General features: G+C 47.9%; 22 protein-coding genes. 15 read left to right on the forward strand and 7 right to left on the reverse strand.

Annotated elements, in window-relative coordinates:
• Nucleotides 1-7: 7 nt before the first annotated feature.
• Genes ABDK92_01725 through ABDK92_01735 form a run of 3 tightly spaced genes read left to right on the forward strand, consistent with a single transcriptional unit; the run spans nucleotide 8 to nucleotide 1,978 of the window.
• On the forward strand, nucleotides 8-592 hold the full coding sequence (locus ABDK92_01725; protein MEN3185341.1) for a sigma-70 family RNA polymerase sigma factor: 585 nt from the start codon (nucleotides 8-10) through the stop codon (nucleotides 590-592).
• A gap of 42 nt (nucleotides 593-634) precedes the next feature.
• Nucleotides 635-1,138 carry a hypothetical protein gene (locus ABDK92_01730; protein MEN3185342.1) on the forward strand — a complete coding sequence of 168 codons (504 nt, stop codon included), beginning with the start codon at nucleotides 635-637 and terminating at the stop codon, nucleotides 1,136-1,138.
• Nucleotides 1,139-1,141: 3 nt separating this feature from the next.
• A complete protein-coding gene (locus ABDK92_01735; protein ID MEN3185343.1) occupies nucleotides 1,142-1,978 on the forward strand; it encodes a hypothetical protein in 837 nt (278 codons plus the stop codon).
• Here ABDK92_01735 and ABDK92_01740 read toward each other — a convergent pair.
• Both ABDK92_01740 and ABDK92_01745 read right to left on the reverse strand, forming a co-directional pair.
• On the reverse strand, nucleotides 1,970-2,392 hold the full coding sequence (locus ABDK92_01740) for a hypothetical protein (GenBank protein MEN3185344.1): 423 nt from the start codon (nucleotides 2,390-2,392) through the stop codon (nucleotides 1,970-1,972). The two genes, ABDK92_01735 and ABDK92_01740, sit on opposite strands and share 9 nt — an antisense overlap.
• A 5-nt stretch (nucleotides 2,393-2,397) precedes the next feature.
• On the reverse strand, nucleotides 2,398-3,459 hold the full coding sequence (locus tag ABDK92_01745) for a 3-isopropylmalate dehydrogenase (GenBank protein MEN3185345.1): 1,062 nt from the start codon (nucleotides 3,457-3,459) through the stop codon (nucleotides 2,398-2,400).
• Between the two features lie 62 nt (nucleotides 3,460-3,521).
• Here ABDK92_01745 and xseA point away from each other — a divergent pair, with 62 nt between their 5' ends.
• The 6 genes from xseA (at nucleotide 3,522) to ABDK92_01775 (ending at nucleotide 9,993) form a co-directional block, all read left to right on the forward strand.
• A complete protein-coding gene (xseA, locus tag ABDK92_01750; GenBank protein ID MEN3185346.1) occupies nucleotides 3,522-4,898 on the forward strand; it encodes an exodeoxyribonuclease VII large subunit in 1,377 nt (458 codons plus the stop codon).
• A complete protein-coding gene (gene xseB / locus ABDK92_01755) occupies nucleotides 4,870-5,097 on the forward strand; it encodes an exodeoxyribonuclease VII small subunit (protein MEN3185347.1) in 228 nt (75 codons plus the stop codon). Before xseA ends, xseB begins: the two co-directional genes overlap by 29 nt.
• Nucleotides 5,098-5,201: 104 nt before the next feature.
• Nucleotides 5,202-6,353 carry a branched-chain amino acid ABC transporter substrate-binding protein gene (locus ABDK92_01760; protein MEN3185348.1) on the forward strand — a complete coding sequence of 384 codons (1,152 nt, stop codon included), beginning with the start codon at nucleotides 5,202-5,204 and terminating at the stop codon, nucleotides 6,351-6,353.
• A 64-nt stretch (nucleotides 6,354-6,417) separates the two neighbouring features.
• Complete coding sequence (locus ABDK92_01765) at nucleotides 6,418-7,335, forward strand: branched-chain amino acid ABC transporter permease (protein MEN3185349.1); 918 nt, start codon at nucleotides 6,418-6,420, stop codon at nucleotides 7,333-7,335.
• Between the two features lie 5 nt (nucleotides 7,336-7,340).
• Nucleotides 7,341-9,227, forward strand: a complete 1,887-nt coding sequence (locus ABDK92_01770; GenBank protein ID MEN3185350.1) for a branched-chain amino acid ABC transporter ATP-binding protein/permease — start codon at nucleotides 7,341-7,343, stop codon at nucleotides 9,225-9,227.
• 1 nt (nucleotide 9,228) lies between these two features.
• Nucleotides 9,229-9,993 (forward strand): ABC transporter ATP-binding protein, encoded by a 765-nt coding sequence (locus ABDK92_01775; protein MEN3185351.1) that lies wholly within the window; start codon nucleotides 9,229-9,231, stop codon nucleotides 9,991-9,993.
• Nucleotides 9,994-10,027: 34 nt separating this feature from the next.
• On the opposite strand, the gene ABDK92_01780 is transcribed toward ABDK92_01775, so the two are convergent.
• Nucleotides 10,028-10,420 carry a class II SORL domain-containing protein gene (locus ABDK92_01780; GenBank protein ID MEN3185352.1) on the reverse strand — a complete coding sequence of 131 codons (393 nt, stop codon included), beginning with the start codon at nucleotides 10,418-10,420 and terminating at the stop codon, nucleotides 10,028-10,030.
• 14 nt (nucleotides 10,421-10,434) lie between these two features.
• A complete protein-coding gene (locus ABDK92_01785; GenBank protein ID MEN3185353.1) occupies nucleotides 10,435-10,944 on the reverse strand; it encodes a rubrerythrin family protein in 510 nt (169 codons plus the stop codon).
• Between the two features lie 215 nt (nucleotides 10,945-11,159).
• On the opposite strand from ABDK92_01785, the gene ABDK92_01790 reads away from it, so the two are divergent.
• The 6 genes from ABDK92_01790 (at nucleotide 11,160) to ABDK92_01815 (ending at nucleotide 13,716) form a co-directional block, all read left to right on the forward strand.
• Nucleotides 11,160-11,633: a chemotaxis protein CheW gene (locus tag ABDK92_01790; GenBank protein MEN3185354.1), complete on the forward strand. Its 474-nt coding sequence runs from the start codon at nucleotides 11,160-11,162 to the stop codon at nucleotides 11,631-11,633.
• Nucleotides 11,634-11,636: 3 nt separating this feature from the next.
• Complete coding sequence (locus ABDK92_01795) at nucleotides 11,637-12,008, forward strand: hypothetical protein (GenBank protein ID MEN3185355.1); 372 nt, start codon at nucleotides 11,637-11,639, stop codon at nucleotides 12,006-12,008.
• A complete protein-coding gene (locus tag ABDK92_01800) occupies nucleotides 11,998-12,450 on the forward strand; it encodes a peroxiredoxin (GenBank protein ID MEN3185356.1) in 453 nt (150 codons plus the stop codon). The genes ABDK92_01795 and ABDK92_01800 overlap by 11 nt, the downstream gene beginning before the upstream one ends.
• Nucleotides 12,447-13,148 carry a DNA/RNA nuclease SfsA gene (gene sfsA / locus ABDK92_01805; protein MEN3185357.1) on the forward strand — a complete coding sequence of 234 codons (702 nt, stop codon included), beginning with the start codon at nucleotides 12,447-12,449 and terminating at the stop codon, nucleotides 13,146-13,148. The genes ABDK92_01800 and sfsA overlap by 4 nt, the downstream gene beginning before the upstream one ends.
• 65 nt (nucleotides 13,149-13,213) lie before the next feature.
• Entirely contained in the window at nucleotides 13,214-13,381 is a 168-nt protein-coding gene (locus tag ABDK92_01810; GenBank protein MEN3185358.1) for a desulfoferrodoxin FeS4 iron-binding domain-containing protein, read from the forward strand.
• Complete coding sequence (locus ABDK92_01815; protein ID MEN3185359.1) at nucleotides 13,360-13,716, forward strand: hypothetical protein; 357 nt, start codon at nucleotides 13,360-13,362, stop codon at nucleotides 13,714-13,716. Before ABDK92_01810 ends, ABDK92_01815 begins: the two co-directional genes overlap by 22 nt.
• A 20-nt stretch (nucleotides 13,717-13,736) precedes the next feature.
• Here the strand turns inward: ABDK92_01815 and ddlA are convergent, their stop codons facing one another.
• The 3 genes from ddlA to ABDK92_01830 all read right to left on the reverse strand — a co-directional run.
• Nucleotides 13,737-14,825, reverse strand: coding sequence for a D-alanine--D-alanine ligase (gene ddlA / locus ABDK92_01820; GenBank protein ID MEN3185360.1), 1,089 nt, complete (start codon nucleotides 14,823-14,825; stop codon nucleotides 13,737-13,739).
• A 28-nt stretch (nucleotides 14,826-14,853) separates the two neighbouring features.
• The gene (locus ABDK92_01825) at nucleotides 14,854-16,263 is read right to left on the reverse strand and encodes a PIG-L family deacetylase (protein ID MEN3185361.1); all 1,410 of its coding nucleotides are present in this window, start codon (nucleotides 16,261-16,263) and stop codon (nucleotides 14,854-14,856) included.
• Nucleotides 16,264-16,295: 32 nt separating this feature from the next.
• On the reverse strand, nucleotides 16,296-16,674 hold a 379-nt coding region (locus ABDK92_01830), incomplete at its 5' end, for a PsbP-related protein (protein MEN3185362.1).

Genomic DNA, 16,674 nt, shown 5'->3' on the forward strand with positions numbered 1-16,674 from the left:
CCGGTCAATGTATCCTCAAGAAGATCGGGAAATTGTTCAAGAAGTCCTAAACGGGAAAAAAGAACTCTTTGCGCTCCTTGTGCATCGTTACGAAGATAAAATTTTCAATTATATTTACTATATGGTCAAGCAGAAAGAAGAAGCCGAGGACCTGGCACAAACTACCTTTGTCAAAGCGTTTTTCTCCTTGCGTCAATACAATCACGCTTACGAATTTTCCACCTGGATTTATACCATTGCCCGAAATGTGTGCCTTGATTACTTCCGAAAGCGAAAAAGGGGAGATGTGGACCTGTCGCTCAATTTTGCCGTCAGTGAAGACGGGGATACGGAAATGGGGGAGTTAATCGAAGAAGAGCATTCTCCGGATCCGCTTCGGACCGTTCTGAATGAAGAGCTTCGGGAAAAAATTGAAAAGGCCATTGAGCGCCTTCCTTTGAACCTTCGAGAAATCGTTGTTTTACGGCATCTGGAAGACTGTTCGTACGAGGAAATTGCCCAGATTATGGATTTGCCAGTGGGGACGGTAAAATCGTGTCTTCATCGAGCAAGGAAAAAGCTGAAGGAATGGTTGGAAGGATATCTGGAGTGAAACTTAAAGGATAGACATGCGTATATAAAAGTGGTGGGTGTAATGGACCGTAAAGAAGAAAAGTTGGTTTGTTATCTTCATAGTCTCCCTCGGCAGGAGGTCAGTATCGATTTTGCCGAGCGAGTGATGAAAACCATTGATCATAAAAGTCGACCGTATACTTTTTTCAAAAAGCGTGTGGTTGTAGCTTTGGCTTGTTCCTTTCTTCTGGTTATGTTTATCACCACTTGGCCCATTTTCCCCCGCCTGGAAATCTCCCGCTATTTTGGTTATCGAAAAATCGAGCTGGTTTTTTATTCTCCAATTCAGAATCCTAAAATTGTGGCGGTAGCGGGTGATTTCAGTGATTGGAATTACCTGGATATGGAAAAAGTCAAAGAGAATTGTTGGAAGATTACTGTGCGTCTGCGGCCTGGAAAATATGCTTACGGTTTCCTTTTGGATGGGAAAGAATGGGTTCCTGACCCCAGCGCACCCCGGCAGATTTCCGATGGGTTTGGTAATCGCAATTCGGTATTAGTGATTGACGGCCTGAACGGCGAGTAAGGTATGCGAAAAATTGGTGTTTTTTGGGTTTTTCTTTTCCTCGTTATTTCTATTCTTCCAGTCTGGGCCTCGAATGTCGAAGATATCGTTTCCAGGTCTTCCTACACCGAGGAAGAAAAAGCGTACTTGCAAAATCGAGTTACGGCAATCACCCAAGAAATATCAGTTCAGAATCTTCCGGTATCTTTTATTTTTTCTAAATTTAAAGAAGGTGTTGGGAAACGGGTTAATCCCTATATTCTAGTTCAGACTCTGGAAAGAAGAAAAAAGGCCCTTCTCGAAGCCAAGGAAATTTTGGATGATGCCGGGATTGAGGGAAAAGCCCGGGAAAAGACCTTAACGGATCTCGCGCTCTCTATCGAACTTTCGGTACCGGCGCCGCTTTTGCGCGAAGTGGTGCAACGAGTCAAGAACACGAGTCCCAAAGACTTGCCGAAGATTATTGCTTCAATCTCCACCCTGCTTGAGGTTGGTGTGGATCCAGTAAAAGTGGGTAGTGTCGCTGAAAAGGTGGTGGTCAAAAATCTGAAAAGTGAAGAGGTTACGAAAATTGCCACCCTCTTAGAACGTGCCCGCCGTAGTGGTGTTGACATGGAACAAACAGCCGGAGTGCTGGAGGAAGCTTTAGATAAGTACAACAATTTCAACCTGGTGGAAATGGAAATACGGCAATTCATTGCTTCCTCTCGCCAGAAGCCATCTCTTTCCTCTGGCCAGGGTGTGCCATCGGGTTCGCCGGGTATTTCTGGTACCACTCCTACTCAAGAAGGAGGAACCCCTCTGGAATCATCCTCCTCTGGTCACCCACCCACTCAGGAAGGTGGGGGTTCTTTAGAATAGTTCTTTCCTCCATCTTAAAAAGAGCACTGTATGCACGGTGTTGCTGTCGGTGTTGCACAGGGTACGCAGGTGGGGGTTGGTGTTGGACAGGGTACGCAGGCAGGTGTAGGTGTTGGGCAGGGGCAACATCCCGCAGGACAGCTCACCGTGGGTGAAGCGGTAGAAGTGGGGGCTGTTCCCGTTGCACCACCGCTCAGCATGCGCCATAGGCATCCAGGGAGAAGAAAAACAATGCTTGCTGTCACCACAAAAAGAATCCATATTGCTACCCTTTTTTTCATAATCCTTCCCGTCCTTTCGGTTTACCACCAGTTTATCACCTTTTTTCAAATCGCAAAGGTTTCCTGGTAATACTGAGTTTTGTGAAAGTAAGGGAAAATCTTGAAAATCCAAAAAGGTGGTCGCGAAGACCACCCTTTTTATTCAACCATTGAGGCCACCAGGTCTCCCACTTCTTGGGTGGAAAGACCCATCTTGCCAGCGCTCATGCTTTTGATTTTACCGCTTTCTAAGGCTTTGGTGACCGCGTTTTCCACCATCCAAGAGGCGTGCTCTTCTCCGATGGTTTCAAGGAGCATTCCCAAAGCACAAATAGCAGCAAGAGGATTAATAACATTCATCCCGGTGTACTTGGGTGCAGAACCGCCGATAGGTTCAAACATGGATACACCTTGAGGGTTGAGGTTTCCTCCGGCGGCAATGCCCATGCCACCTTGAATCATCGCTCCAAGGTCGGTGATGATGTCCCCAAACATGTTATCGGTGACGATGACATCAAACCATTCTGGATTTTTCACCATCCACATGGTCGTAGCGTCCACGTGGGCGTAGTCGGTTTGAATGTCGGGGTACTCTTTCGCTACCTCCTGGAAAGTTCGTTCCCAGAGATCGAAAGCAAAGGTAAGGACATTGGTTTTACCGCAGAGGGTGAGTTTTTTCTTTTTATTGCGTTTACGGGTGTATTCAAAGGCAAAACGGATACAACGTTCCACACCTTTGCGGGTATTGATGGATTCCTGGATGGCGACCTCATCAGGAGTGCCTTTCCGGAGGAATCCTCCGGCACCCACGTACAGGCCTTCGGTATTTTCCCGCACCACCACAAAGTCGATTTCTTCAGGCCCTTTATCTTTGATAGGGGTCCAAACGTTCGGATAGAGTTTTACCGGTCGGAGGTTAATATACTGGTCGAGGCGAAAGCGAATTTTGAGGAGAATACCCTGTTCGAGAATTCCCGGTTTAACCTCAGGATGTCCAATGGCACCGAGGTATAGAGCATCAAGTTTTTTAAATTCTTCCAGGGCTGATTCGGGGAGAGTTTCTCCGGTTTTTTGGTAATATTCTCCACCGAATGGGTAGAGCACGATCTCGTAGGTAAACTGTGCCTTTTTTGCTACTGTTTCAAGCACTTTGAGTCCTTCACGGACTACTTCTGGTCCAGTGCCATCACCGGGAATCACACCGATTTTGTATGTTTTCATGTTGTTCCTCCCTTCTTTGTACTGTCGCTTTATAGTTTATCCAATTTTTAGGAAAAAGTATAATGAGTGATGGAGAAAAAGAGAGGGGGTTAGGTGTGGAATTTTTCCATCTTCAACCAGAAGAAAACGTCGTTTTCACTCTTTCTGGCCTCTTGCAGGCAGTGCAGGCTTTGGTGGAGGGGTATTTCTCTTCGTCTTTCTGGGTGGTGGCCGAAATCGCCGACTTGCGCAAGCGGATTCATATTTATCTGGAACTGGTCGAAAAAGAAGGCGATTCGGTTAAAGCCCGGATTCGGGGAATAATCTGGTCTTCATCAGCAAAAATTGTGGATATGTTTGAGGACGAGACTGGACAACGTCTCAAGGTGGGGATGAAAATTCTTTTACAGGGACGGTTACGCTTTCATCCGGCTTACGGTCTCAGCCTGGAGGTACAGGGGATTAACTCCAACTATTCTCTGGGTGAAATGGCGCGGAAGCGTCGGGAAATTCTGCAACGTCTTGCTCAGGAGGGTCTTTTGGAAAAAAATCGCCAGATTTCCCTTCCTCTTGTGCCGCAGCGGATTGCCGTGGTGTCTTCAGAACACTCGGCAGGGTTTGAGGATTTTTTGATGCACCTTAAGGAGAACCCTTATGGCTTTCGATTTACGGTGAAGCTTTTCCCAACCCTTGTTCAGGGCGAAGAGGCAGAGTTTTCTCTTCTTGGTGCTCTTGAGGCGGTTCGAATGGAGGCCCGGCATTTTGATGTGGTGGTGGTCTTGCGGGGTGGTGGCTCCAGAGTGGATTTAAGTTGCTTTGATAGCTATGCGCTGGGCAAAATGGTCGCTGAATTCCCTCTTCCGGTACTCACTGGAATTGGCCATCACAGAGATGAAAGCGTGATGGATTGTGTATCGTATTCTGCCCTAAAGACGCCAACTGCGGTGGCCGATTTCTTGGTTGACCGGGTCAAAGCTTTTGAGGAAGGACTCAACAGAGAATTATCTCGTCTCTGGGGGGCTACCTGGGAAACTTTAGAATGCTACCAGATGGAACTCAGTGATTGGATACGGCGGTTTCGGGGTGATGCTTTGCTTCTTTTTCAGAAAGAACGGGAGAAACATCTTCGCTTCGAAGAGCGCTTCGATTTGCTTCTCCGGGCTTTTCTTGAGAAAGCAAGGGTGACACAGCACGACCTTGAACAGGCTTTCCGCCGGGAGACTGTAAAAAGGCTTGAGGAAATGAAGCAATCACTGGATCAAGAGGAAAAAGCGCTGGTGTTGCTTCATCCCTCCAACGTGCTTCGCCGGGGGTATACGCTCACCTTTTCAGAGGGGAAAATCGTCAAAAGTGTTCACGACTGCTCAGTGGGGCAAAAACTATATACCCAGACGCATGATGGTCAGCTTATGAGTGAGGTGAAAGAGAGGCATGAAAGAACCGATGGCACTTTCTTATGAAGCGGCTTTTCAGGAACTGAAAACTATTGTGGAGGAACTTGAAAGAGGGGAGGTGAGCGTTGATTTGTTGGTGGAAAAGGTGAAACGAGCTACTGCTCTCTCCCGCTTCTTGCGGGAACGCCTGCGTAAGACCGAAGAAGAAATACAGACTATCTTTGAAGAGAACGAAAAGGAGGTGTTGAAACAGGAAAATTTGTAACGAGATACGGTTCGATGGGGTGCTATGGACATGGAGGATGCGTCAGCTTCTGTTATAATGGAAATTAGAGAAGGAAATTGACCAAGAAGAAGGAGGAGAAGTGGATGAGAAAAGCATTGGTGGTTTTCTGGATTGTGACTGGTATTTTTGGAGGTATTTTCACAGGACAGCTATGGGCTGGAGAACCGATTCGTATTGGACTCCAGGCGCCAATTACCGGGAGTTTCGCCATCGAGGGGCAGATGGCCAAACAGTGTGTGGAACTGGCTGCGGAGCTCCTCAACAAGGAGGGGGGGATAAACGGTCGACTGATTGAAATTGTTGTGGCCGATGACGCTTCGAACCCCCGTGATAGCGCTCTGGCTGCACAGCGTCTGATTTCGCAAAAAGTGGTAGCAGCCATTGCTAGTTACGGTTCTTCAGTCACCGAGCCGGCAGCGGACCTCTATGACCGCAATAAGGTGATTTCTGTTGCCTATGGGGCGACAGCGGTCAGACTGACCATGGATAAAGAACGTCCTTACTTTTTCCGGACCTGTGGGCGAGATGACTCTCAGGGGGCTTTTTTTGCCAAGTTTGCCGTGGAAACCATGGGATGGAAACGAATTGCCATTATGCACGATAACCAAACTTATGGAAAAGGGGTAGCAGAAGAAACGCGAAAATACTTAGAACCGTATATTCAAGAAGGTCGTGCGGAAATTGTCTACTACGACGCCATTACCCCTGGGGAACAGGATTATAGCGCTGCGCTCACCAAACTGCGGGAGAGTAACCCTGATGTCTGGTACTATACTGCTTATTATCCTGAGGCTGGACTCCTGGTGCGTCAGGGGAGGGAACTCGGCATTACCATTCCCTTTGTGGGGAGTAACGCCGTTCCCAACGACGATTTTGTGAAAATTGCCGGTCTTGAGTATGTGGTGGGAACGCTCATGACCCAGGAACCACTTCCCCAGGACCTTGATACGCCGAAGTCCCAAGCCTTCTTTGAAGCCTACCGAGCGAAGTTTGGTGAGATTCCCTCCTCTCCCTGGCCGATTTATGCGGCTGATGCTTTGTTTGCCGTTGCCCAGGCCATTAGGAACACCGGGTCAACGGATTCGGATATCTTGGCCCGGGAAATGCGCGCCATGCAAAACGCCACAGGAATTACCGGCCCAATTTACTTTACCGAACGTGGTGACCGTAAAGATATTCCCTACGCCATGTATCGGTATAACGAAAAAGGGCAGCTCGAACTCTTTCAGCCTTGACATAGCGTGGCCGAACGCACCTGCGTTCGGCCATTTGCAGTTTCCATAGAGAGGGCGATTCTACGTGAAGGTTTTCTTGGAACAGCTTATTAATGGATTGACAGTTGGTTCGTTTTACGCACTGGTAGCCTTGGGGTACTCCATGGTATACGGGGTGATGAAACTCATTAACTTTGCTCATGGAGACCTCTTTACCCTGGGAAGTTACCTGGGGTATACCTTTCTTGTCTGGGGAACCAGTTGGATCACCCAATCCGTGGGTTTATGGTGGGGAATGGCTCTGGCTATGGGATTTGTTTTCTTTGCCAACGCTGGAGCTGGGATTGTGGTGGAACGAGTTGCGTATCGGCCGGTCTATCCCGCAGGAAGGCTACCACTTGTAGTTTCCGCGCTGGGGATGTCCATTTTCATCCAGAATGGTATTATGGCTTTATGGGGTCCGCGCTTCCAGGTATACCCGAGCCAACTCATTCCCGCAGCTTCCTTTCATTTTTTGGGAATCTCGATTTCTTTTTTGAAAATCCTGATTTTGATTCTCTCGCTTCTCGTGATGAGTATTATCTATTATGTGGTGGAGAAAACCCCTTTTGGAGCGGCGGTAAGGGCTTCGGCGCTTGACCGGGAAACGGCCACGCTGCTTGGGGTTGACATTCGAAAGGTGATTCTCTTTGTGTTCACCCTGGGGCCGGCTCTGGGGGGAATGGCTGGAGTGATGAATGGGATGTATTACCGCTCCATTCAGTTCAGTATGGGCTGGAATTATGGGTTAAAAGCTTTTACTGCCACGATTCTTGGAGGTATTGGTAACATCCCCGGTGCCATGCTGGGGGGGATTCTGCTTGGTATTATGGAAACGATGCTTGCTGGGTATGTTCCAGGGGGCGGTGCCTGGAAGGATGGTTTCACTTTTTTGATTCTGATCCTTGTTCTCATTTTTCGTCCCACGGGGCTTATCGGGGAAAAAGTGGCTGAAAAGGTGTAGTGACAATGAATGTTGTGGAAATGGTTCGCCAGCGCCTTCTTTTAGGGAAGAATCATTCTGCACCGTTCTCTCGCCAGGTGAAAAGGCGTGTTTCTTCCTTGTTGATGATGGTTCTTACGGGCATATTCATTTTCCTCTTTCCGGTGTTCCCATTTGTCAACAATTACTGGATTGATGTGGGATTTTTTGTGGGTATTTACAGTCTTTTGGGATTGAGTCTCAACGTAGTTTTGGGAGAGGTGGGACTTTTTGACCTGGGGCATGCGGCGTTTTACGCTATTGGTGCCTATACCACGGCTATCCTCAACACCATGTTCAACGTTCCGGTGTTTTGGCTTTTACCCTTGAGTGCCCTTTCGGCGGCGGGATTTGCGTACCTTGTGATGTCACCGGTGATTCACCTGCGGGGGGATTATTTGTGCATCGTCACCATTGGAATTGGTGAGATTGTACGCATTGGAATTGTCAATAACCCTTGGGGGCTTACCAATGGTCCTAATGGGATTACTGGTGTGGAAGCACCGATGGTCGGTTCTTGGGTAGTTACCACTCCCACCCATTTTTACTATTTTATCTGGATTATTGTGGTTTTGGTCATTGGAGGGCTTTTGCGCCTGCAAGGGTCACGGGTGGGTCGAGCCTGGAATTATATTCGGGAAGACGAAATCGCAGCTGAGACAACCGGTGTTGATGTTCGTTACTATAAGCTGCTTGCCTTCACTCTGGGAGCTGCCCTGGCGGGACTCACCGGGAGCGTGTATGCCTCCAAAATGATGGTGGTTTCACCCCAGAGTTTTTTGTTCATGGAATCGGCCCTCCTTTTCTGTATCGTTCTTTTGGGGGGACTCGGCTCTATTCCCGGGACGCTTCTTGGTGCTGCGGCGGTGGTGATTTTTCCAGAAATTTTCCGCCAGTTTGCCAGTTTCCGACTCCTTTTCTTTGGGTTGGCGCTCATGGTGATGATGATTTTCCGTCCCGGAGGGCTACTTCCCCGTAAACGCGAGGGTCTTGGCTTTCAGGGCCTCGGCGTTTGGGGTCTTCGCGAAAACGATGAATGGCTCGTACAACATGGTCGGTTACTCGTTCAGGAAAGGGTGACCCCCCAGTTAGAAAGAGCCATCCAGAATGATTGTCTTCTGGAAACCTGTAGCGTAACTCTTCGATTTGGAGGGCTGGTGGCAGTGAGCAATTATGACCTCAAGGTGTGTCCGGGAAAAATCACTAGCCTCATTGGTCCAAATGGAGCAGGAAAGACCACCCTTTTTAACATCATTACCGGGATTTACCGTCCGGATAGTGGTCGGGTATTATTCCGTGGTGAAGATATCACCGGTCTTAAACCTCATCAAATCGTTTCCCGGGGTATTGCCCGCACCTTTCAAAATATTCGTCTCTTTCCGGCTTTGACCTGCGTTGAGAATGTCATGGCTGGCCTGCATGGTCATGGGAAAGCGGGAGTCTGGGCATCTATTTTGCGAACCCCTTCCCAGCTTAAGGAGGAACGGGAGTTTGTTGAAATTGCTTCGTTCCGGCTCCATCAGGTCGGCCTTTGGGAATATCGGAACGAACTGGCCAAAAATCTTCCATATGGGAAACAGCGATACCTTGAAATTGCCAGAGCTTTAGCCACAGCCCCGAAACTCCTCATTCTCGATGAGCCGTCTTCTGGTCTCAACGACAAAGAATCGGAGGAACTGATGGAGCTCCTGCAGGATCTAACTGAGGAGGGATTGACTATGCTCCTCATTGAACATGATATGAATGTGGTGATGGGAATCTCCGATTGGGTCAGCGTGATGGATATGGGGAATAAAATTGCTGAAGGGATTCCCCAGGAGATTTATAATCATCCCATGGTTATCGAAGCGTATCTGGGCAAGGAAGACGAGTAATATGGAAACCCTGTTGCGTATTCAGGATTTGTGGGTGGCGTATGGAGCGGTGGATGCCCTGAAAGGAGTAACCCTCGAACTCAAAAAAGGGGATATCGTTGCAGTCCTTGGGGCAAACGGTGCCGGGAAAACCACCCTTTTAAAATCGATTTCTGGACTCTTACGTCCGAAAAAAGGGCAGGTTTTTTTTCGAAATCGGGATATTCATTCTTTCCTTCCTTTTGAACTTCCTGCTCAAGGTTTAGCCCACGTTCCTGAGGGACGTCGGATTTTTGCCACCCTTACTGTGGAAGAGAACCTGTTGTTAGGACTTTACAGTGTCCGTAATAATCTTGACCAGAAGGAAAAAAATCGCCGCAGGGACTGGATTTTCCATCTTTTTCCTATATTGTGGGAACGCCGTCGGCAGCTGGCTGGAACTCTTTCTGGTGGTGAACAGCAAATGTTAGCCATTGGGCGGGGACTCATTTCTCGCCCTCAGGTTCTGCTCATGGATGAACCCTCTTTAGGGTTAGCCCCACGGATTGTTCAGGAAATTTTTCACGTTATCTGTGAAATTCACGAAGAAGAACAAGTCTCCATCCTTCTGGTGGAGCAGAATGCCCGTAAAGCTCTGGCCGTCGCCAGTTATGCCTATATCCTTGAAACTGGTCGGATTGCAATTGAAGGAAAAGCCCGAGACCTTTCCCAGGATGAGCGGATTCGGTCGGCCTATCTCGGAGGATCAGGAGTGATGAAAAGGCGGAATGAAAAGATTAAATCTTGAAAAAACCGCTGGGTAGAACCCAGCGGTTTTTTGTTTACACGACCTTGATTTCCTTTTCGTTTTTCCATAGACCGTGGATGTTGCAGTACGATGTTACGTGCAACGTTCCAGGGAGATTGGTCTTGAGGGAAAACTGAATGTAGGAATGAGTGTACACTGGACCCTGATTTGGTCCTTCTGCACTTTCCCCATGGGCATTGAATTCAAACTTGCCAATCTGGTAGGGAAATTTACCATTCTGGGGCATGAAGTAGGCTTCGATCCAGCGGATATGGTGTTCGGTGGTATTGGGATGGGGAATTTCCTTTCCCACGGTAACTTGAAAATGGACCCATTCTCCTTGTTTCACTTGGTCCGGTCCTTCGATAACCGGGACATGTTTTTCCGCTTTCCAGTCGGCTGATTTAAAGAGTTCTTCAAAAGTCATGGGTAGAACCTCCTTTAGAAACCTTTAAATTTTTCTCGGGCTGCACCACAAACCGGGCAGAATTCTGGTGCTTCATTTTCCACAGTGTAGCCACAAACCGGGCAGATATAAATGGTTCCCAGCGCTAAGTCCTTTCCCTGCATGGCCGCTTCTTTGGCTTTCTTGTACATTTCAGCATGAATTTTCTCCGCTTCTAAGGCGTAGTGAATTCCACGCTGAGCTTCTTTTTCTTCCTGGAATTTCGCCACCGCATCGTAGGCAGGGTACATTTCATCCACTTCAAAAGTTTCACCAGCGATAGCCATATCCAGATTTTTAACCGTATCGTTAATGTTGCCGAGATTGCGGAAATGGTTGGTAGCATGGACCTGTTCAGCGAAGGAAATGGCTTTGAAAAGGCGAGCGATGTTCGGTTTTCCTTCCCGCTCAGCAACCTCTGAAAAGATGAGGTACCTCATGTGGGCTTGTGATTCTCCAGAGTAAGCCCCTTCCAGATTTTGCTGGGTCATTTTGTGTTTGACCATGAAAAGACCTCCTTCCCATCAATTTGACTATATCTGTATTAAAAAACAGGTGGGGAAAAAAGATATTCCAATGAGTGTAAGATTCGATTAAAAATCACATTCTTTCCAAAAATGCGGTATCATATAGAAGAAGCGATAGAAAGACTAAAGTATTGCTGGAAAAAAAACCGAAAAATAGGGTAGAGAAGACAAGCTTAATAAAGGGGTGAGGAAGCATGGCGCAAGAACTGCAATTGGTAGCGTTTCAGTTGGGTGAGGAAAGTTACGGTGTGGATATTGCCCAGGTGCAGGAGATTATCAGAATGCAGCCGGTAACCAAAGTACCGGGGGCGCCAACCTTTGTGGAGGGAGTTATTAACTTGAGGGGAAGGGTGATTCCTGTGCTGGACCTTCGGAAGCGTTTTAACCTTCCTGCCAGGCAAGATACCAAAGATACCCGAATTGTCGTGGTAGAAGTGCCTCCCCATACGGTGGGGATGATTGTGGATGCTGTGGACGAAGTGTTGCGTATCAGTGATGATAAGGTTGAGCCACCATCACCGTTTATTGCTTCTATTGATACCGAGTACCTCCGCGGGGTTGGGAAATTAGAGGGAAAATTGCTCATTCTCCTTGACCTTTCCAAAGTGCTCAGTAAAGAGGAAAAGAATGCTCTGGAAGATTTGAAGGGGATGACGAAGGAAGAATAAGTGGTGAAAGTAATACTTAGTATTGGTCTTCGTTTGGGGGTGTTATTCTGGGTGCTGTTTTTGGGAGGATGCCTTCCGCTGGAGGATGTTCCCCCTCCCTGTGGAGATGTGCAAGGGATGGTGGAAGAAATTCACCGTGGGGGTGAAAACGAGGGGAACATTCTTATTGTGGGAGACGCTATCTATGACCGAGCAGTATTACGGGTTACCCCCTCGACTTCGTTTTTCCGGAGGAACTTTGAGCAGTGGGAACGGATAGATTTTTCGACTCTCAGGATTGGGGATACGATAGAAGCCTGCTTCGGTGGACCAATTATGGAGTCGTATCCCATACAGGTTTTAGTCAGACAGGTGGTGATATTCGATGCTCCTTGATTTTCCTGATTTTGAACATGATGCCTATTTACCGGAGCAAAACGCGGTTGTCCGCTTGCGTAAGCAGGATCTTTTGGGAAAGTGGGTCATTATGTATTTTTACCCCCGTGATGGAACGCCGGGGTGTACCAAGGAAGCACTGGAATTCAGCCAACGGCTGCAGGAAATTCACGCTTTGGGAGGCGAAGTGGTAGGAGTAAGCACGCAATCGGCGGAAAGTCACCGTAGATTTGCCGAGAAATATGGGTTAAAGCATATTCTGATGAGTGACGATGGAACGTTGAGCAATGCATTGGGTATTCTCCAAAAAATTGGAACCGCTGCCCGGAGCACCTTTCTCATTTCTCCGGAGGGAAAGATTGAAAAAGTCTGGAAAAAGGTCAAAGTTCGAGGACACGTGGAGGAAGTGATTGAAAACCTGAAGGCATTGCATTCACGGTGAGTACCGCCCTTTTCCAAATTGAGTCATTATGCACCGCTTTTTTGGTACACAGAGTCAATCGTTTTGTAGCGGAAGTTGACATTGAGGGAAAGCGTAATCTGCTTTCCCTCAATAACACAGGGCGTCTAGAACAACTATTGCGAAAAGGGTGCAGAGTATTTTTTGTTCCTCATGCAGGCCGTAAAACCGCAGGTAAGCTCATCGGTGTTGAAGACAAAGAAGGCTTGGTGCTCGTTGATACTGGTTTACAGATGAAGGCTTTTGAGGTTGCCTTTTCTCAAGGGTTTTTCCCCTGGCTTTCCATGTGGTTTACGTATCGTCGTAGCCCTCGTTTAGGGAATTCGGTCTTAGATTACCGATTCATAAGGGAAAGTGAAGAGGCGTACGGAGAAATAAAAAGTGCGTTGTATCGGAAGGGGAGCCTGGCTCTATACCCCGACGCTCCCACAGAACGTGGTCGAAGGCACTTCCAGACCCTTCTTAAACTTCAGCAAAAAGGTATACCGACTTATATCATCTTTGTGGTGGCATTGCTGGGGGTGACCGGATGTGCACCTTTTGAGGAGCGAGATAAAGAGGTGGCGGTGCTCTTGCGGAAAGCGTACGCCAAAGGGGTGAGGGTGAAGTCGTTTCATCTTTCTCTTGTCCGAAATGGAGTGGTTGCACTTGAAAATTCTGATTTTCCGGTATTGCTCTGAATGGTTTTGAGGAATTTTCTTGTAGCGGTTATGGTTATTTTGACGAAAAGAAAGGAGGTTTGTGCATGGCCAGGGTAGAAAAAGTTGGCGAAATCTTTCGTTGTGAAAGGTGTGGTAACGTGGTGGAAGTAAGAGAAGTCGGTGAAGGAGAGCTGGTCTGTTGTGGTCAACCGATGAGTAAGGTCGAAACGAAGAAAGGAGGAAGAAGACGATGTGGTCAAAAATCAGCGTAGGGTTATTGGTGCTCTTGGTTCTGGGAATTTTATCCAGCTTTGCTATGGCGCATCCACCGTCGAATATCAACGTCACTTTTGATGGGGAAACTCAGGTACTGCGTGTCTCTATTCCTCATGGTGTTTCAGACCCGAAGGGTAACCATTATATCGATAAGGTGGTAGTCTCGCTGAACGGAAAAGAGGTCATTACCCAGTTCCTTAGTTCTCAGTATTCCCCTCAGGAACAGGTGGTCCTGTATCAACTCATTGATGCCAAAAAAGGCGACACCATCGAAGTCTATGCGAAGTGCAGCAAGTTTGGGGACTTGAAGTCAAGTCTGAAAGTTCAGTAACCAGGATAAGGGGTAGCTTGCTACCCCTTATCCGGCAGAATATAGTGCGTCTTCAGGTGCTTCTCTCGTTCAAACCGCTCCAGGGCGAGGTAAATCAGGCGGTCGATTAACTCCGGATAGGTGATGCCACTTGCTTCCCAGAGCTTCGGGTACATGCTGATTCTGGTGAACCCAGGAATGGTATTCACTTCGCTTACGAAAATCTCTTTTTTGTTACGGATTAGAAAGTCCACCCGAGCCATGCCCTCGCAGGAGAGGGTTTGAAAGCTCTTTAGAGAGATTTCCTGTACTGTTTCGGCGATTTTTTTTGGGAGTCGAGCTGGAATGAGGAGAATAGCCCCTTTTTCATCCAGGTATTTGGCCTCATACGAGTAGAATTCATGCTGGGGAACGATTTCGCCCGGAATGGAAGCGATGGGGTTTTCATTTCCCAGAACTGAACACTCGACCTCCTGGCCCTCGATGAATTCCTCAAGGAGTACCGTCTGGTCATATTGGAAGGCGTTTTTTAGAGCGGGCAGGAATTCTTCCTCTTTTTTGACCTTGCTGATGCCCACCGAGGAACCAAGATTGGCCGGTTTGACAAAGAACGGTACGCCTATTTGTTCTACCACCTTTTGAAAACCGGTATCCGAGGAGGGGGCAAGACTAAGAAAGCGTACCACCGGTATTCCGGCTTCCCTGAGGAGTCTTTTCGTGACTTCCTTGTTCATTCCAATCGCTGAACCCAATACTCCTGTGCCCACAAATGGCAGGTTCAGAAGTTTGAGCATTCCCTGAATGGTTCCGTCTTCACCAAGGGGACCATGGAGGAGAGGAAAAACCACATCAACTGGCCCTATTAACCTTCCCTGGGAGTAATTGAAAAGCTGTCCGCGCTGTGGATGAGGGAGAAAGAGTACCTGGTCTTTGTCTTTCCAGCGCTCTTTCCCACGGAAAAAAGACGGAGTAACAAGGTGCCAGAGGCCTTCCTTGTCGATACCGATGAGGATGACCTCGTATTTGGTTTTATCAATGGCTTCAAAGACGTTCTCGGCCGATTGGATGGATACTTCGTGTTCCACTGATTTTCCCCCAAAAATGAGTGCGACCTTCATTTTGCCATTCATATTCGATGCTCCCTTTTTCTTTGATTTTTTATTCTACTAGACGGAGCAAGTACCAGACAGTCTTGCCGGCAATTTTTCTGTTCCTTTGAATTTCGGCTTGGAAGAAAAGACTTTGGGGATGGTGGAGAAGCGGAAGAGGAATGGCGATTTCAATGGTTTTCCCCTTCATTGCGGCTTGGACTTCGGGGTGAGATACGATGAGTGCTTGACCGTTCTGGCGCAGGGAAATATGGAAACTGCGGATGAAATCTTGGGCTTCGTCGAACGTGTTTACCGGATAGAAATACAGGGAATAGGTGTTTTTCGAAGAAGGAACTCTTTCCAGGGAAAGGGCCAGGTATAGGTTTTCCATATCTTTGGCTACCATGAACTCTGCAAAAAGGTGTTCCCGTTTCCATATCTTTTCTCGCCGTGGTTCTTGGTAGGGAAAGGGCGAAGTCCACTCTGTGGTTTCGCCATCGATGTGAATCGGTGAGGGAAAGTACGGAACGCTGATGACCAGGTTTTGGGCAAAAAGTTCATTTTTGCGGACAAAACTCAGTAAGTGCTCCCCTAAGGGGGACTGACTACGGTATTGTCGGATAGCTCTTGATTTGGCAAAGTGGGCGAATGGAGAAGGGAAATACATTTGCCAGTCAAGGTGTGGTAAACAGAGTTGCGGTGGTGGTAAAAGCAACGCTTTGGGACGAACACCGTGAGCATAAGGCCATATTCCATAGTGGATGAGATACCAGTAAATTTTTGGTTCGGTAAACGTCATTAACCCACGCAGGCGAATCTGTTCCAGGGCGTACATGGTGAAGGTATAGGTGGCCCAGTGATCAGGATGCCAGTCAAAGGGTGAGGCGGTGATAATGACCGTTGGCTGAATTCGGCTGATAATGCTTTCTAATTCCAGAGTCAGGTTTTCCCCTGAGTAGGGGCTCCCTGGGCGGTAACTGGTAAAGTAGGAGTCCATCCAGTTCTTGGTGAAACGGGAAAAATAGGGCTGGGAAGAGGACCAGTGCTCCGTCCACAGGAGTGCCAGGCCCTGGTCGGGATATCCCAGGAAAAAGACCTGTTCTCGAGGAATTCCTAAAATCCGCAGGGCCGAGATTGATTCGTTCTGCCGACGATAACCCAGTTCCACAGCCTTTTTGGTCCTCGTCCAGAAAACCCGGAAGGCATCGCCGTTGGTCACGATCACCACATAAACCCTGGCTCCCTGGTGTACGGCATCGTAGAGAAAACCACCTGCGCCGAGCACTTCATCATCACAGTGAGGAGCAATAACAAGGATGGTATCGGTAGGGGAAAAGGAAAAGGTATAGTTTTTCTCGGCGTACTTTTTTTGGAACGAAGAGAATTTCACTTCGCTGCCACTTTTTTCCAGGAAGAAGTATAAAAGGATGATGACCACGGTGACAGAGAGGGTGAGTACTTTAAAGAGGTATGTCAAATGACCCCTTTTTCCCGATATTTTTCTGTATCTCATGGGCCTTGGTCTTGGATGGGTATAAAGGTGAAGCTCTGGATAATACGCTCAAAAACGGGCAAGTGTTTCTGGAAATGTTCCCGGGATGAGAGGCAAATAATCCGGTAAAAACCCCCTTTACGGGTGAAAAGGTATAGCCTTCCCTGCATTTCGGTATTTTCTGCTAAAAAAAGATAGTCGAACCAGTACGCGGGAATGTGGTCGATGGTGGTTTCTCCCTCACCAGTAATGGTAACATTGGGGAAAACAGTGATATCATCCCGGACCCTTTCCCGGAACCTGTCGAGGGAACCGAAATCCCGGTACTCTAAAGTAACTTCGACCTGGGTTTCAGAATTAAAGGCGAGGAACACGAGATAGGGATTGATGGATTGA

This window comes from Atribacterota bacterium (genome assembly GCA_039638595.1).
Lineage (GTDB): Bacteria > Atribacterota > Atribacteria > Atribacterales > Caldatribacteriaceae > Profundicultor > Profundicultor thermophilus.

Excerpts from the sequence above, each read along its gene's own strand:
- ABDK92_01725 (MEN3185341.1), top strand. The coding sequence starts at position 8 with ATGTATCCTCAAGAAGATCGGGAAATTGTTCAAGAAGTCCTAAACGGG.
- ABDK92_01730 (MEN3185342.1), top strand. The coding sequence starts at position 635 with ATGGACCGTAAAGAAGAAAAGTTGGTTTGTTATCTTCATAGTCTCCCT.
- ABDK92_01735 (MEN3185343.1), top strand. The coding sequence starts at position 1,142 with ATGCGAAAAATTGGTGTTTTTTGGGTTTTTCTTTTCCTCGTTATTTCT.
- ABDK92_01745 (MEN3185345.1), bottom strand. The coding sequence starts at position 3,459 with ATGAAAACATACAAAATCGGTGTGATTCCCGGTGATGGCACTGGACCA.
- xseA (MEN3185346.1), top strand. The coding sequence starts at position 3,522 with ATGAGTGATGGAGAAAAAGAGAGGGGGTTAGGTGTGGAATTTTTCCAT.
- xseB (MEN3185347.1), top strand. The coding sequence starts at position 4,870 with ATGAAAGAACCGATGGCACTTTCTTATGAAGCGGCTTTTCAGGAACTG.
- ABDK92_01760 (MEN3185348.1), top strand. The coding sequence starts at position 5,202 with ATGAGAAAAGCATTGGTGGTTTTCTGGATTGTGACTGGTATTTTTGGA.
- ABDK92_01770 (MEN3185350.1), top strand. The coding sequence starts at position 7,341 with ATGAATGTTGTGGAAATGGTTCGCCAGCGCCTTCTTTTAGGGAAGAAT.
- ABDK92_01775 (MEN3185351.1), top strand. The coding sequence starts at position 9,229 with ATGGAAACCCTGTTGCGTATTCAGGATTTGTGGGTGGCGTATGGAGCG.
- ABDK92_01780 (MEN3185352.1), bottom strand. The coding sequence starts at position 10,420 with ATGACTTTTGAAGAACTCTTTAAATCAGCCGACTGGAAAGCGGAAAAA.
- ABDK92_01785 (MEN3185353.1), bottom strand. The coding sequence starts at position 10,944 with ATGGTCAAACACAAAATGACCCAGCAAAATCTGGAAGGGGCTTACTCT.
- ABDK92_01790 (MEN3185354.1), top strand. The coding sequence starts at position 11,160 with ATGGCGCAAGAACTGCAATTGGTAGCGTTTCAGTTGGGTGAGGAAAGT.
- ABDK92_01800 (MEN3185356.1), top strand. The coding sequence starts at position 11,998 with ATGCTCCTTGATTTTCCTGATTTTGAACATGATGCCTATTTACCGGAG.
- ABDK92_01810 (MEN3185358.1), top strand. The coding sequence starts at position 13,214 with ATGGCCAGGGTAGAAAAAGTTGGCGAAATCTTTCGTTGTGAAAGGTGT.
- ABDK92_01815 (MEN3185359.1), top strand. The coding sequence starts at position 13,360 with ATGTGGTCAAAAATCAGCGTAGGGTTATTGGTGCTCTTGGTTCTGGGA.
- ddlA (MEN3185360.1), bottom strand. The coding sequence starts at position 14,825 with ATGAATGGCAAAATGAAGGTCGCACTCATTTTTGGGGGAAAATCAGTG.